The organism is Streptomyces sp. GS7 (genome assembly GCF_009834125.1).
In the GTDB taxonomy this organism is placed as follows: Bacteria; Actinomycetota; Actinomycetes; order Streptomycetales; family Streptomycetaceae; genus Streptomyces.
On sequence record NZ_CP047146.1, the window covers coordinates 7,676,241 to 7,690,169 of the forward strand.

Consider the following 13,929-nt stretch of genomic DNA (forward strand, 5'->3'; position numbering starts at 1 on the left):
CGCCGCCATGCGCCGCTACGGCAAGAACCCCGATGAGGACGACGTCCGCGTACGCCCCAACCGCAAGGGCAACCGTCCCCGTACGAACATCCGCCCCAAGCACGAGGACGCCTGCGAGGGCCTGGTCCTGACCGTCGACCGGGGCCGCCTCACCTGCCTCATCGAAGGCCGCACGGTCACCGCGATGAAGGCCCGCGAACTGGGCCGCAAGAGCGCCGTGGTCGGCGACCGGGTCGCGGTGGTCGGCGACCTGACCGGCGCCAAGGACACCCTCGCCCGGATAGTCCGGGTCGAACCGCGCACCTCGACGCTGCGCCGTACGGCCGACGACGACGACCCGTACGAGCGGGTGGTGGTCGCCAACGCCGACCAGCTCGCCATCGTCACCGCGCTCGCCGACCCCGAGCCGCGCCCGCGGCTCATCGACCGCTGCCTGGTCGCCGCCTACGACGCGGGCCTGGACCCGCTCCTGGTGCTGACCAAGTCGGATCTGGCCTCCGCGGACGCCCTGTTGGAGTCCTACGGCGCGCTCGGCGTCCCGTACGTCGTCACCAACCGCGACGAACTCGCCGACGGCACCGCCGCCGACCGCGTCCGGGAGCAGCTGACCGGGCGGATGACGGCGTTCGTCGGGCACTCCGGGGTGGGCAAGACCACCCTGGTCAACGCCCTCGTCCCCGAGCGCCGCCGGGCCACCGGCCAGGTCAACGCGGTCACCGGCCGCGGCCGGCACACCACCACCTCCGCGCTCGCGCTGCCGCTGCCCGGCGACTCCGGCTGGGTCATCGACACCCCCGGCGTACGGTCCTTCGGGCTGGCCCACATCGACCCGTCCCGGGTCATCCACGCCTTCCCCGACCTGGAGCCGGGCACCGAAGGCTGCCCGCGCGCGTGCAGCCACGACGAGCAGGACTGCGCGCTGGACGAGTGGGTGGCCGACGGGCACGCCGAGCCGGCCCGGCTGTACTCACTGCGCCGCCTGCTGGCCACCCGGGAGCGACGCGAGGGCGACTGACCGCGGCAATCCGCTGCCGCCCCTCCGGGCCGCGGGCATAATCGCACCCGGGCCGGTCCCGTACCGGCGAAGTGGTCACCTGGCTGAAGCGGTCATCGAGCTGACGGAGGCAATGGGACATGGCGTGGCTGCTGGTCGTGGTGGCGGGGATCCTGGAGACCGGCTTCGCGGTCTGCCTCAAGCTCTCACACGGCTTCACCCGCCTCTTCCCGACCCTCGCCTTCGCCGCGTTCGCCCTCGGCAGCTTCGGCCTGCTGACGCTGGCGCTGCGCAAGCTCGACGTGGGCCCGGCGTACGCGGTCTGGACCGGAATCGGCGCGGCCGGCACCGCGATCTACGGCATGGTCTTCCTCGGCGACCTGGTCTCCACCCTGAAGATCGTCTCCATCACCCTGGTCATCGTCGGGGTGATCGGGCTGCAGTTGTCCGGGTCGGCGCACTGACACCGGCCCCTCCGCCCGACCGGGTCCGGCCGCCGCGCCGCGCTCCGGCAGCCCCGCGAACGCGCCCCGTACGAGCCGGTCCACCGCCTCGCCCTCCGGCTCCCGGTGCGGCCCCCGCCGCGGCGGCGGTACCCGGCCCGGCGCCCGCCCGGCGGGACCCGGCCGAGGGTCCGCGCCGTCCGCCGGGGCGACCACGCAGGACAGCGTCAGCCGGGCCGCGGTCTCGCAGGCGGCGCCCAGGGCGGGCAGCTCCTCGCGCGGCCAGCCGGGCTCCAGTGCGGCGACCGCCCTGTCCCGGAAGCGGCCGACCAGCTCGGCGGGACCGTTCGGCGGGGTCGGCAGACGGTCCGCCCAGCATCCGGTGAGCGCGGCCCTGACCAGCGGATTCGCCCGCGCCGTGCGCAGCGTCCAGGCCGCCGCGGCGACCACCCGCCCGGCCGCGTCGCCCGGCGCCCCGGCCGCCGCCGGCCCGTCCGGGGCGAGCGCCCGCTCCACCCCGGCCAGGTAGGTGTCGGTCTCCCGGCGGACGAGGGCGCGCGCCAGCCCCTCCTTGCTGCCGAACTCGTTGTAGAGCGTCTGCCGGGACACCCCGGCCGCGGTCGCCACGTCCACCATCCGAACGGTCGTCCAGGCGCGGGCCAGCAGCGCCGCATAGGCGGCGTCCAGGAGGGACTCACGTGCCGAAGGCATCCCCCACCTCCCCGGGCCGAGGCCCGAATCAGCTGCTCCCGCACAGAATTGACGCCACGTCAGAAGCTGTCAAGGGTCGCCGCGGGGACCGTCCGGGGGAGCCTGCGCGCCGCGCCCCGAGACACCACCCGTAGGGCCCGGCATGGTCGTGTGGCTCCCGCGTATACCAGTAGATACTGTTCGCACATGCCCGACTATCACGATGATCTTCGCCTCGGCCATGTCCTCGCGGACGCCGCGGACGCCGCGACGATGGAGCGGTTCAAGGCCCTCGACCTCAAGGTCGAGACCAAACCGGACATGACACCGGTGAGCGAGGCGGACAAATCCGCCGAGGAGCTGATCCGCGGCCAGCTCCAGCGCGCCCGGCCGCGGGACGCGGTGCTCGGCGAGGAGTTCGGCAGCGAGGGCTCGGGGCCGCGCCGCTGGATCATCGACCCGATCGACGGCACCAAGAACTACGTCCGCGGGGTGCCGGTGTGGGCGACGCTGATCGCCCTGATGGAGCGCGGCGAGGGCGGCGACCGGCCGGTGGTCGGCATCGTCTCCGCCCCGGCGCTGAACCGCCGCTGGTGGGCCGCCGAGGGCCTGGGCGCCTTCACCGGCCGCAGCCTGACCTCCGCGACCCGGCTCACCGCCTCGCGGGTCGGCCGCATCCAGGACGCCTCGTTCGCGTACTCCTCGCTGACCGGCTGGGAGGAGCGCGGCCGACTGTCCAGTTTCCTCGACCTGTCCCGGGACTGCTGGCGCACCCGGGCCTACGGGGACTTCTGGCCGTACATGATGGTCGCCGAGGGCTCGGTGGACATCTGCGCGGAGCCCGAGCTGTCGCTGTGGGACATGGCGGCCTGCGCGGTCATCGTCCAGGAGTCGGGCGGCCGGTTCACGGGGCTGGACGGCCGACCGGGCCCGCACAGCGGGAACGCCGCCGCCTCCAACGGGCTGCTCCACGAGGACCTGCTGAGCTACCTCGGCGACACCCGGGGCTGACGTCCGGCGGCCGGCCCGCGGCCGATCGCGCGCCGAGTCCAGGTGCCGACCTGCGCCGACCCGCGAAGGGGCAGATATTCGGACAGGCGTCCAACATTTGCCCCTTGTTGCGCCAACCGGAGCATGTGAACATGAGAATCCCCCAGTTTGTGAACTTGTGAATCGGTTCGCAAGGTCACATGCACCAAGGAGGTGGCTCCACTCCATGCCCATGCTCGTCAAAGACGCCATGAGCACGGTGGTCCTCACCATCGGGCCGGCTCACACCCTCCGCCAGGCGGCACGACTGATGGCGGCCCGCCGCATCGGCTCGGCCGTGGTCCTCGACAACGACACCTGTGGCATCGGCATCCTCACCGAGCGCGACATCCTCAACTCCCTCGGCGCGGGCGAGAACCCCGACCGGGAGACCGCACAGAGCCACACCACCCCCGACGTGGTCTTCGCGACACCGGACTGGACCCTGGACGACGCCGCGGAGGCCATGGTGCGCGGCGGCTTCCGCCATCTCATCGTCCTCGACGACCACGAACCGGTCGGCGTCGTCTCGGTCCGCGACATCATCCGCTGCTGGTCGGCCGTCCCGGTGCGGGCGGACGCAATTCCCGCCTGAGGCTGCAAGCCGGGCAAGCACTGCTGCAAGCCGGGCAAGCGCTGCCGGCAAGCCGGGCAAGCGCTGCCGGCAAGCCGAGCCAGTGCTGCCGGCTGGCCCGGCCGGTGCCGCCGCGGGCCGGACCGGTTCCGTACGCTCCCCTCCAAGGCGCACGAAGAGGCCGGAGCCCCATGGCGTCCGGCCTCTTCGGCTCTTACGGCAAGCGGCAGTTGAGCGGTCCCGCGGCCGGAGACGTCCCCGCGTGAAGCGGCGGCGGTCCGGCCGGGGGGGGCGCTCCGGCTAGCCGCGCAGGGCCTGGACCGCGGCTTCCAGCCGCTTGCCGTAGTCCGCGTCCGCCTTGCGGAAGTTCTCGATCGCGCGCTGCGCGATGTCGTCGCGGGAGACCTTGGCGATGAAGCCCGCCAGGTTGTTGATCAGGCGCTCCTTCTCGGCCTCCGATATCAGGCGGTAGAGGTTGCCCGCCTGCACGAAGTCGTCGTCCTCGGCGTGCGAGGGCGCCGCGCTCTTGCCGGACTCACCGGTCACCGCGACCGGCTGCCACAGCGCCCGACCGGTCTCGGCCGGGCCGCCGAAGCTGTTCGGCTCGTAGTTCTTCCGGCCGCCGTGGCGGCCGTCGTAGAGGGCCCCGTCGCGGCCGTGGCTGCGCGCCTCCGTGGCGTGCGGGCGGTTGACCGGGAGGTGGTCGGCGTTGATGCCGACGCGGTAGCGGTGGGCGTCGCCGTACGCGAAGAGCCGGCCCTGGAGCATCTTGTCGGGGGACGGGCCGATACCCGGCACGAAGTGGTGCGGGGAGAAGATCGACTGCTCGACCTCGGCGAAGATGTTCTGCGGGTTGCGGTTGAGCTCCAACTTGCCGATCTCGATCGGCGGGTAGTCCTCGTGCGGCCAGACCTTGGTCAGGTCGAACGGGTTGAAGCGGTAGGTGGCCGCCTCGGCCGCCGGCATGATCTGCACCTGGACGGTCCAGGTCGGGAAGTCGCCGCGCTCGATGGACTCGCGCAGGTCGCGCTGGTGGCTGTCCGGGTCCTCACCGGCGAGCTTGTTGGCCTCGTCCTGGGTGAGGTTCTTGATGCCCTGGTCGGTCTTGAAGTGGTACTTGACCCAGAAGACCTCGCCCGCCTCGTTGTTCCACTGGAAGGTGTGCGAGCCGTAGCCGTTCATGTGGCGGTACGTGGCGGGGATGCCGCGGTCGCCGAACAGCCAGGTCACCTGGTGGGTGGACTCGGGCGACAGGCCCCAGAAGTCCCAGACGTTGTCCGCCTCTTGGGAGCCGGTGTACGGGTCGCGCTTCTGGGTGTGGATGAAGTCGGGGAACTTGATGGCGTCCTTGATGAAGAACACCGGGGTGTTGTTGCCGACGAGGTCGTAGTTGCCCTCCTCGGTGTAGAACTTCAGGGCGAAGCCACGGGGGTCGCGCACCGCGTCCGCCGCTCCGAGGTTGCCGGCGACCGTCGAGAAGCGCAGGAACGTCTCGGTCTGCTTGCCGACCTCGGAGAGGAAGTTCGCGCGGGTGTACTTGGTCACGTCCGCGGTCACCGTGAACGTGCCGTACGCACCGGCGCCCCGGGCGTGCACGATGCGCTCCGGAATGCGCTCGCGGTTGAAGTGCGCGAGCTTCTCGATCAGGAGCTGGTCCTGGATCAGACCGGGGCCGCCGACGCCGGCCGTCTCGCTGTTCTGGTTGTCCGCGACCGGGGCCCCGGCCTCTGTGGTCAGCGGTCCGGTGGTGGTCTCTACCGACACGTGCGCCTCCTGACGTCTTCGTACACCTGCCCTTGGCTTGCGCCGATCACGATCCTACATTGGACATTGTCTAAGTCAAGAAGTGCACGAAACTCGTACCCGATCCGGTGATGGACCCCCACTGGTACCCTGGTGTCTATCTGACTGATAGGTGATTGGCATGAGTGACCTGCTGGAACGACTCCGGGGACGCGGCTGGCGGCTGACCGCACAGCGCCGCGTCGTCGCCGAGGTCCTCGACGGGGACCACGTCCACTACACCGCCGACGAGGTGCACGCCCGGGCGACCGAACGCCTCCCCGAGATCTCCCGCGCCACGGTCTACAACACCCTCGGCGAACTGGTCTCGCTCGGCGAGGTGATCGAGGTGAGCACCGACGGCCGCGCCAAGCGCTACGACCCCAACGCCCATCACGACCACCAGCACCTGGTCTGCTCGCGCTGCGGCACGATCCGCGACGTCCACGTCCACGGCGACCCGCTCTCCGCCCTCCCCGAACCGGAGCGCTACGGCTTCCAGGTCTCCGAGGTCACCGTGACGTACCGGGGCATCTGCCCCAACTGCTCCGGCTCCTGAGGGAGGGGCCGGCCGGAGTCCGCACCGGCCCGGCGGCGGGGCGGACTCCGCCTCGCCGCTCGACCGCGCCCCGTACGCGGAGGCGGCAGGCGGCCGGGCCGTGAACCGGCGGTCCCGGTGGAGGGCCTGGGCCGCGGCACGTAGGAGAGCGCATACGACGAAGGCCCGGATCCTCGAAGGATCCGGGCCCTGGTCTTCAGTAGCGGGGACAGGATTTGAACCTGCGACCTCTGGGTTATGAGCCCAGCGAGCTACCGAGCTGCTCCACCCCGCGTCGTTGTGGCACAACTCTAACCCCAGGCCGACGACCAGCGCAAATCCCTTCCGCGGCCCAGGGCCCGGCCCTCCGGCAGCACCCCTGGGCCGCCGCGGGCCCGGCCCTGCCCCATCGACCGACTCAGGCGCTCAGCTCCTCCTGGAGGGCGGTGCGGAGCCGCGCCGCCCGCTCCGCGACCTCCGGCGGCCCCAGCTCCACGGCCCGCCCGCACCACTTCTGCGCCTCCGCCAGCGCACCGCGCCGGGCGGCGATCAGCGCCAGCCGGAGCGCCGCCCGGCCGTGGCCGTCCTCGGCGGCGCGCTGCCACCACATGGTGGCCTCGGGGAGGCTGCCCTCGCGGGCCAGCAGCAGCCCGAGGTTGAAGGCGCCGTTGCGGCTGCCGGCCTCGGCCGCCGCGCGGTACCAGGTCGCCGCCTCGACGGCATCACCACGAGCCGCCGCGAACATGCCAACCCGGACCTGGGCGCGGCGGTGCCCCTGCCGGGCGGCCCTCTCGTACCACTGCGTGCTCTCGTCGTCGCCGGTCCGGTCACCGTCCGCGGGCCCGGCGCCGCCCGCCTCCGCGGCCTTGCGGTCCAGGAGGTCGGCGAGCCGGAACGCGGCCTCGGCGCTGCCGCCGCCGGCGGCGCAGCGCAGATTCCGCTCCGCGTCCAGGAGTTCGCCGTCGCGCAGCTGCACGATGGCGACCTGGAGCGCCGCCTCGGTGTGCCCGGCCGCCGCCGCCCGCTCGTACCAGCAGTGCGCCAGCCGCTCCTCACCGCGGCCGGCGAACAGGATGCCGAGGTTGAACGCGGCGTCCACGCTGCCCGCTTCGGCCGCCTTGGAGAACCACGGCTCCGCCCCGGATGCGTCGCCGCGCTGGAGCAGCAGGATGGCCAGCGCGTTGGCGGCCTCGCGGTGGCCCGCGTACGCGGCCCGGCGGTACCACTGCTCGCTGCGGCCCGGTGAGCCCTGCTCGGCGCACAACAGGCCCAGGTTGTAGGCACCGTTGACGTCCCCGGCTTCCAGCGCGGCGCGGTACCAGCGCTCGGCGGTCTGCAGTTCGCCGCGGTCGGCGTGCAGCGCGCCCAGCGCGTTGGCGGCGTTGCCGTCGCCGTCCTGGGCCGCGCGCCGCCACCACTCCGCGGCGCTCTCCTCGTCCCCGGCGTCGCGCAGCAGGAAGCCCAGCGCGCAGGCGGCCCGCGCCTCACCGTCCTTGGCCGCGGACAGGTACCAGCGGCCCGCCTCCTGGACGTCGCCGCGGTCCTCCAGCAGCGCGCCCAACTGGAGCGCGGCCCGCCGGTGTCCGCGCGCGGCGGCCTGGCGGTACCACTGCTCGGCCTCGGCCTGCTGCGTCAACTCGCCGTAGGCGGGCACCGCTCGGCGGTCCGCGTCGCGACCGTCCTCGATGAGCCGGGCCAGGCGGTACGCGGCCTCGCGGTGGCCGCGCTCGGCGGCGGTCCGGAACCAGCGCTCGGCGCCGATGTCGCCCCGGTGCTCCAGCAGGTCGGCGAGGCCGTACGCGCCCAGGCAGTGGCCGGACTCCGCGGACTGGCGCAGCCAGTACTCGGCGGCCGGTTCGTCGCCGCGCTCGCGGTAGTGGCGGCCCAGGGCGTGCGCGGCGGCGGCGGAGCCGGCGACGGCGGCGATCCGCCACCAGCCGGCGGCCTCGTCGGCGTAGCCCCGCTGGTGCAGCAGGACGCCGAGGTTGTTGGCCGCGGCGCGGTCTCCGGCGGCGGCTGCGGAGCGCAGGTGCGGCTCGGCCCCGTCCAGGTCGGCGCGGCGCAGCAGCATCGCGCCCAGCGCGCTCATGGCGGCGGTGTCGCCCGCCTGCGCGGCCCGGCGGTGACTGGTCTCGGTCACCGCGTCGGACGCCTCGGCGGCCTCCATCGCGTCCATCGGCATCTCGGATTCGCGCCCGTCGTCGGGCGCATGCACAAACCGGTCTGTCTCCAACAACCTTGCCTTGTCCCCCATAAGAGCCATCGTCGCATCACCCGTAACCCGCGTACACCTGGTATACCGCAGCCAGTGAGGTCACTTCAGCGGTTTGTCGACTTCCCGACACGGCGACATGCCAAACTCAAGCACACAGCTTTCCCACATGGGTCTTCCGACCCGCCCCCGGCCAGCTTTGACCCGAACGCATGACGAAGGCCCGGATTCTCAAGGAATCCGGGCCTTGGTCTTGAGTAGCGGGGACAGGATTTGAACCTGCGACCTCTGGGTTATGAGCCCAGCGAGCTACCGAGCTGCTCCACCCCGCGACGTTGTGACCCCAACGTATCACGGCGCCGGGACGGCAGTTGACGCCGGGCCCGGTGGCCACCGGTTGCGCACCGGCGGCCACCGGGCCCGCGTACCGCCGCAGCGGCTCAGCCGCCCGACTTGCCGCCCTTCTCGGAGGCCTTGGCGGCCCGGTCCAGCGCGGCCTTGAGCTTCTTCTGGGCCTCGCCGTACGCGGCCCAGTCGCCCGCGACGCGCGCCTTCTCTCCCTCGTCGTACGCCTTTTCGGCGTCGCCGAGTGCCTGCTGCACGGTCTGGCCGGATGGCGGCGGCTGCTGGCCGGTCTCACCGCCGCCGGGCGGATTCTCCGTGCCGGTGCTCGGCGCCTTCTTGCCGAAGACCACGTCCAGCGCGTCCTTCAGGGAGTTCTCCAGGACGGGCTTGCTGTCGCCGTAGCTGACCAACACCTTCTTCAGGAGCGGGTAGTTGGTGTTGGCGCCGCGCAGATAGACCGGTTCGACGTAGAGCAGCCCACCGTCCAGGGGGACGGTGAGCAGATTGCCGTACTCGATCTCCGAGTCGCCGAATTTCTTCAGGATGTTGAGCTCGTTGGCGATCGTCGGATCGGAGTTGAACTTCGACTGCGCCAGCTGCGGGCCGGGCACCGGTGTCTGCGCGGGCAGCTTCAGCAGTCTGATCCTGCCGTAGTCGCCGCTCGTCGCATTGGCGTCGACCGCCATGAAGGCACCGAGGTTGTCCTTCTTGTTGGGCGTGAAGGTCGTCGTCAGCGAGAACGCCTGTTCCTTCTGGTCGGGCATCTTCATGCTCAGGTAGTACGGCGGAACCGCGTTGCCCGACTTGGTGGTCGGGTCGCTGGGGATCTGCCAGCGCTCCGAGCCGGTGTAGAAGGTCCCCGGGTCGGTCACGTGGTACGTGGTCAGCAGCTGGCGCTGCACCTTGAAGAGGTCCTGCGGGTAGCGCAGGTGCTCCTTCAGCGCGGGGCTGATGGCGCTCTTCTTCTCGACCGTGCCGGGGAACGCCTTCATCCAGGTCTTGAGGACCGGGTCCTCGGTGTCCCACTGGTAGAGCTTGACCGAGCCGTCGTACGCGTCGACCGTCGCCTTGACCGAGTTGCGGATGTAGTTGACCTGGTTCTGCTGGGCCACCACCGCCCGCTGGCCGTTGGTGAGCGAGTCGGCGGTGCTGTCCCCGAGGGTGGTGCGCGAGGCGTACGGGTAGCCGTTGCTGGTGGTGTATGCGTCCACGATCCACTGGATCCGGCCGTCGATCACCGCCGGGTAGGCGTCGCCGTCGATGGTCAGCCAGGGCGCGACGGACTCGACGCGCTCCTTGGGCGTGCGGTTGTACAGGATCCGCGAACCGTCGCCGATCGCACCGGAGTACAGGATCTGCGGCTCCCCGAACGCCACCGCGTACGCGGCCCGGTTGATCGGGTTGGACAGGCTGACCCCGCTCCTGCCCTGGTAGCGGTAGCTCTTCTCACCGCTGTCGTCGGAGTAGTCCAGCTCCTTCTGGGGCCCGCCCACGATGGAGTACTGGGTGGTCTTCTCACCGTAGTAGACACGCTGTTCGTACGGCGGGAGCTGCCCCCTGGACGGCAGGTTCGCCTCGGTGTAGTCGGGCCCGCCGCCGTCGGCGGTCTCCGTCCCCTTGGCGGTGACCGCGCCGTAGCCGTGGGTGTACTTGAAGTGGTCGTTGATCCAGTTGCGCTCGGGGATGCCGGCGAGGTTCAGCTCGCGCAGGCCGATGACGGTGTCCTGCTCCTTGCCGTCCTTGTCCTTGTACCGGTCGACGTCCAGGGTGGACGGGAACTGGTAGTAGGACCGCACCTGCTGCTGTTGCTGGAAGGCCGGCGAGACCACGTTCGGGTCGAGCAGCCGCATGCTGGCCGTGGTGTCGGCGTCGTCCCGCAGCCGCTGGCTGTCGTCCTTGCCCGCCGGCTTGTAGTTGCCCTTGTAGGGCGTGACCTCGGAGTCCTGGATGCCGTACGCGTCCCGGGTCGCCTTGATGTTCTGCTTGATGTACGGCGCTTCCTTGGCCTGCTCGTTCGGCTGGACCTGGAACTTCTGGACGATGGCCGGATACAGGCCGCCGATGAGGACCGCGGAGAGCACCATCAGGCCGAAGCCGATCACCGGCAGCTGCCACGTGCGCCGCCAGAGGGTGGCGAAGAACAGGAGCGCGCAGATCGCCGCGATGAAGAACAGGATGGTCTTCGCCGGGAGATAGGCGTTGGCGTCGACATAGCGCAGCCCGGTCCAGTTGTCCGCCGACTTCAGGCCGCTGGACTTGACCGCGAGGCCGTACCGGTCGAGCCAGTACGCGACCGCCTTCAGTGAGACGAAGATGCCCAGCAGCACCGAGAGATGACCGGTCGCGGCGGCGGTCGCCCGGGAGCCGGGGCTGGTCAGCCGCAGCCCGCCGTAGAGGTAGTGCGTCAGCGCGGCGGCCACCAGGCACAGCACCGCGCAGGCGAAGCCGAAGCTCAACAGGAAGCGGTACCAGGGCAGATCGAAGGCGTAGAACGAGACGTCCTTGCCGAACTGCGGGTCCGTCGTGCCGAACGGGACGCCGTTGACCCACTGGAGCCACGTACGCCACTCACCGGAGGCGGAGGCCCCGGCGATCAGCCCGATCACGGACGTCACCGCGAGCAGTGCCCACTTCTTGAACGGGGCGATGCCCATCCGGTAGCGGTCCAGGCTCTGCTGCTCTATTGACATCGCGCTGAGCGGCGGCCGCAGCCGGTGCGCCAGCCAGATGTTGACGCCGACGCACACCGCCATCACGATGCCGAAGGCGAAGAACAGGCCGATCTTGGTCAGCAGGGTGGTGGTGAAGACCGAGGAGAACTTGACGGAGCGGTACCAGAGCCAGTCCGTCCAGAAGCCCGAGAACATCACGAAGAGCATGGCCAATACGGCCAGTACGCCCAACGTCATGAGCAGGGTCCGGAACCGCCGCGACGGTCGGCCGACTCTGATCCGTGGCCCTGTCGGGCCTCCGCCGCGGTCCGGCATCTGGAAAGCCAAGGTGCGCACCTCGAAGTTCGGTGGGGTGGTGAACAGGCCCGGCGATAGTAGGACCCAGTGATGCAACTTACGACGGCTTTACTCGGTTCCCGATTTCCGGGGTCCACAAGGCACGATGTGGGGCATGACGAACCTCCCCGTTGACGGCACCCCCCTCGCCGCCGACCCACTGACCCGCGCGGTGCTCGAAATCGACGAGTACGCCGCCGGACTCGGCTGGGACCAGCCCGCCCGCCTGTTCGCCCTCGTTGACACCGCCAAACTGCGGGAACAGGAGCCCTCGCTCGCCGCCCAGCTGGGCATCGACGACGCCACCAGCGCGTCCCTGACCCCCGTGGAGCAGGACGAGATCCCGGCCGACGCCCCGCTGGACGAGTTCCTCGCCACCATCGCCTGGCCCGACGCCGTCGCCGGCTGCGCGCTGACCGTGGAGCGGCTGATGCTGCCGCCGTCCGCCGAGGAGTCCCAGCCCGCGGGCATGGACGAGGCCCAGCTCGCCAAGTGGGTCGCCAAGCACCCCGACCGCCAGGAGGTCCGGATGACGGTGGCCGTCCTGCGGGACGGATCCCGGGAATCCGCACTGCGGCTGCGCGAGAAGGACTCCACCTCCGAGGTGCTCACCGGCTCGGCCCTCGTCCCCGGCCTCGCGGACGCGCTGGCCGCGACCTTCGAGGCGTGAGCGCGCCGATCTGACCTACGAGCGGCCTGCCGGGCTGCAGCTCGGCAGGCCCGCCGTGTCGTTCGTACGGATCTTCTCCAGCGCCTTCATCGCGTCACCTATGGTGCCGACCTTGACGAGCCGGAGGCCGCTCGGGGTGTCCTTGGCAGCGGCGCCGCAGTTCTCCTTGGGCGTCAGGAAGAACTCCGCGCCCTTGTCCCGCGCGCCGATCGTCTTCATCGAAATGCCGCCGATCGGGCCGACGTTGCCCTGGTCGTCGATCGTGCCCGTACCGGCCACGAACTTGCCGCCGGTCAGGTTGCCGCCGGGCGTGAGCTTGTCCACGATGCCGAGCGCGAACATCAGCCCGGCGCTCGGGCCGCCGACGTCGGCGAGCTTCACGTCGATGTGGAACGGGAAGATGTGGTCCGCCTGGGCCTGGATGCCCACCACGGCACGGCCGCCGTCCGCCGCGGTCGTGAGCGCGATGTCCGCGCCGGGCCCCTCGGGCCGCTTTCCCTGCTGCTCCGCCGCGGCGGCCTCCTTGGCCGGAATGACCGTGAAGACCACCTTTTCGCCCGGCTTGTGCCGGGTGACGAACTTGGCGACGTCGCCGGCCTGCGTGACCGCCTTGCCGTCCACCGCCTTGATCACATCGCCCGCGTGCAACTTCCCGTCGGCCGGCTTGTCCTTGACGACGGCCCCGACGACGGTCTGGGTGGCGACCGGGATGTTCAACTGCTTGAGCGCGGCGACCTTGGCGCTCTCCTGGGACTGGGTGAACTCCTCGGCGTTCTGCTGGTCGGCCTGCTGGGCGGTCTGCCCTTCCGGGTAGAGCGTCTTGTGCGGCACCACGGCCCGGTCGGGGTCCAGCCAGCCGTAGACCGCCTCGAAGAGGTTCATGCGGTAGTCGGGGCCGGTGACCTGGACCGTGGTCATGTTCAGATGGCCGCTCGTCGGATACGTCGTGCGGCCGGAGATCTGGAGCACCGGCTTGCCCTCGTGATCCCCGAGGGTGTTGACCGTCGGGCCCGGTGACATCGCCGCGTACGGCACGGGAATCAGCACGCCGGCGCAGAGCAGCGCGATCAGCATCAGGGTCGAGGCGAGCAGCGTCGCGGTGCGGCGTGGCATGGAACGACAGTACGGGACGGGTATGACAACCGGCCCGCGGGGCCGTCCGTACGAGGACGGACGGGAGCCTCAGACCGGGTCCGTGACCGGGTCGGGGACGGTGCGAGCGGGCTCCCGCCTCTCCATCGCGGCACGGAACCGTGCATAGCCGGCCAGCTCCGCGACGTCCCCGGTCTTGCGGTTGCGCAGGGCCCAGCTGCTCCACAGCGCAGCGGCCAGACCGGCCAGAACCGGAATCAGCAGCCAGAGCAGCGCTCCCATGGCGACCTCCCGACACCTCGCGCAACCGTGATCGACGAATAAGCGGATTAACCAGCCGACAGGTCAACGCTCATGCCAGGGAGCCGGTTACGCAACCGGAACGGCACACACAGCCACCGCCACGGCCCTGGCCCTGGCCCTGGCCAGGGAGGATCCCCGGTTACCCAGAGACAGCACTACGCGCCGACCCGCCCTCCCGTCACCCGACCTCCACCCCCAGAAGACAGCGCTACGCGCCGACCCATTCTTCGGTCACCCGACCTCCACCCC

General features: G+C 71.0%; 11 protein-coding genes, 2 tRNA genes and 1 pseudogene. 6 read left to right on the plus strand and 8 right to left on the minus strand.

Annotated features, from left to right (window positions below):
* The first annotated feature begins 7 nt into the window (after positions 1–7).
* Positions 8–1,015, plus strand: coding sequence for a ribosome small subunit-dependent GTPase A (gene rsgA / locus GR130_RS33290; protein ID WP_159508142.1), 1,008 nt, complete (start codon positions 8–10; stop codon positions 1,013–1,015).
* Positions 1,016–1,134: 119 nt separating this feature from the next.
* Positions 1,135–1,458, plus strand: coding sequence for a DMT family transporter (locus GR130_RS33295; protein ID WP_043266021.1), 324 nt, complete (start codon positions 1,135–1,137; stop codon positions 1,456–1,458).
* A gap of 173 nt (positions 1,459–1,631) precedes the next feature.
* Here the strand turns inward: GR130_RS33295 and GR130_RS33300 are convergent.
* Positions 1,632–2,148, minus strand: a pseudogene (locus tag GR130_RS33300) (TetR family transcriptional regulator); the annotation flags it as partial.
* 186 nt (positions 2,149–2,334) lie between these two features.
* Between GR130_RS33300 and hisN the strand changes: the two are divergent.
* The gene (gene hisN, locus GR130_RS33305; RefSeq protein WP_159508143.1) at positions 2,335–3,138 is read left to right on the plus strand and encodes a histidinol-phosphatase; all 804 of its coding nucleotides are present in this window, start codon (positions 2,335–2,337) and stop codon (positions 3,136–3,138) included.
* Between the two features lie 211 nt (positions 3,139–3,349).
* On the plus strand, positions 3,350–3,751 hold the full coding sequence (locus GR130_RS33310) for a CBS domain-containing protein (RefSeq protein ID WP_159510372.1): 402 nt from the start codon (positions 3,350–3,352) through the stop codon (positions 3,749–3,751).
* Between the two features lie 279 nt (positions 3,752–4,030).
* Here GR130_RS33310 and GR130_RS33315 read toward each other — a convergent pair whose 3' ends face one another.
* On the minus strand, positions 4,031–5,494 hold the full coding sequence (locus GR130_RS33315) for a catalase (RefSeq protein WP_159508144.1): 1,464 nt from the start codon (positions 5,492–5,494) through the stop codon (positions 4,031–4,033).
* 160 nt (positions 5,495–5,654) lie between these two features.
* Here GR130_RS33315 and GR130_RS33320 point away from each other — a divergent pair, with 160 nt between their 5' ends.
* Entirely contained in the window at positions 5,655–6,071 is a 417-nt protein-coding gene (locus GR130_RS33320) for a Fur family transcriptional regulator (protein ID WP_159508145.1), read from the plus strand.
* A 200-nt stretch (positions 6,072–6,271) separates the two neighbouring features.
* Here GR130_RS33320 and GR130_RS33325 read toward each other — a convergent pair.
* From GR130_RS33325 to GR130_RS33340, 4 genes are all read right to left on the minus strand, one after another.
* Positions 6,272–6,345, minus strand: a tRNA-Met gene (locus tag GR130_RS33325).
* A 123-nt stretch (positions 6,346–6,468) separates the two neighbouring features.
* Positions 6,469–8,313 carry a tetratricopeptide repeat protein gene (locus GR130_RS33330; protein WP_201305067.1) on the minus strand — a complete coding sequence of 615 codons (1,845 nt, stop codon included), beginning with the start codon at positions 8,311–8,313 and terminating at the stop codon, positions 6,469–6,471.
* 207 nt (positions 8,314–8,520) lie between these two features.
* A tRNA-Met gene (locus GR130_RS33335) sits at positions 8,521–8,594 on the minus strand.
* A 108-nt stretch (positions 8,595–8,702) separates the two neighbouring features.
* Positions 8,703–11,594 carry a UPF0182 family membrane protein gene (locus GR130_RS33340; protein ID WP_236574053.1) on the minus strand — a complete coding sequence of 964 codons (2,892 nt, stop codon included), beginning with the start codon at positions 11,592–11,594 and terminating at the stop codon, positions 8,703–8,705.
* Positions 11,595–11,730: 136 nt separating this feature from the next.
* On the opposite strand from GR130_RS33340, the gene GR130_RS33345 reads away from it, so the two are divergent.
* The gene (locus GR130_RS33345) at positions 11,731–12,285 is read left to right on the plus strand and encodes a PPA1309 family protein (protein WP_159508147.1); all 555 of its coding nucleotides are present in this window, start codon (positions 11,731–11,733) and stop codon (positions 12,283–12,285) included.
* A gap of 15 nt (positions 12,286–12,300) precedes the next feature.
* Here the strand turns inward: GR130_RS33345 and GR130_RS33350 are convergent, their stop codons facing one another.
* On the minus strand, positions 12,301–13,398 hold the full coding sequence (locus GR130_RS33350; RefSeq protein WP_159508148.1) for a YlbL family protein: 1,098 nt from the start codon (positions 13,396–13,398) through the stop codon (positions 12,301–12,303).
* A 69-nt stretch (positions 13,399–13,467) separates the two neighbouring features.
* Positions 13,468–13,659, minus strand: a complete 192-nt coding sequence (locus GR130_RS33355; RefSeq protein ID WP_159508149.1) for a hypothetical protein — start codon at positions 13,657–13,659, stop codon at positions 13,468–13,470.
* Positions 13,660–13,929 lie beyond the last annotated feature (270 nt).

Bases quoted from the DNA above. Each gene is read 5' to 3' on its own strand.
- rsgA (WP_159508142.1), top strand. From the start codon at position 8: ATGCGCCGCTACGGCAAGAACCCCGATGAGGACGACGTCCGCGTACGC.
- GR130_RS33295 (WP_043266021.1), top strand. From the start codon at position 1,135: ATGGCGTGGCTGCTGGTCGTGGTGGCGGGGATCCTGGAGACCGGCTTC.
- hisN (WP_159508143.1), top strand. From the start codon at position 2,335: ATGCCCGACTATCACGATGATCTTCGCCTCGGCCATGTCCTCGCGGAC.
- GR130_RS33310 (WP_159510372.1), top strand. From the start codon at position 3,350: ATGCTCGTCAAAGACGCCATGAGCACGGTGGTCCTCACCATCGGGCCG.
- GR130_RS33320 (WP_159508145.1), top strand. From the start codon at position 5,655: ATGAGTGACCTGCTGGAACGACTCCGGGGACGCGGCTGGCGGCTGACC.
- GR130_RS33330 (WP_201305067.1), bottom strand. From the start codon at position 8,313: ATGGCTCTTATGGGGGACAAGGCAAGGTTGTTGGAGACAGACCGGTTT.
- GR130_RS33340 (WP_236574053.1), bottom strand. From the start codon at position 11,594: ATGCCGGACCGCGGCGGAGGCCCGACAGGGCCACGGATCAGAGTCGGC.
- GR130_RS33345 (WP_159508147.1), top strand. From the start codon at position 11,731: ATGACGAACCTCCCCGTTGACGGCACCCCCCTCGCCGCCGACCCACTG.
- GR130_RS33350 (WP_159508148.1), bottom strand. From the start codon at position 13,398: ATGCCACGCCGCACCGCGACGCTGCTCGCCTCGACCCTGATGCTGATC.
- GR130_RS33355 (WP_159508149.1), bottom strand. From the start codon at position 13,659: ATGGGAGCGCTGCTCTGGCTGCTGATTCCGGTTCTGGCCGGTCTGGCC.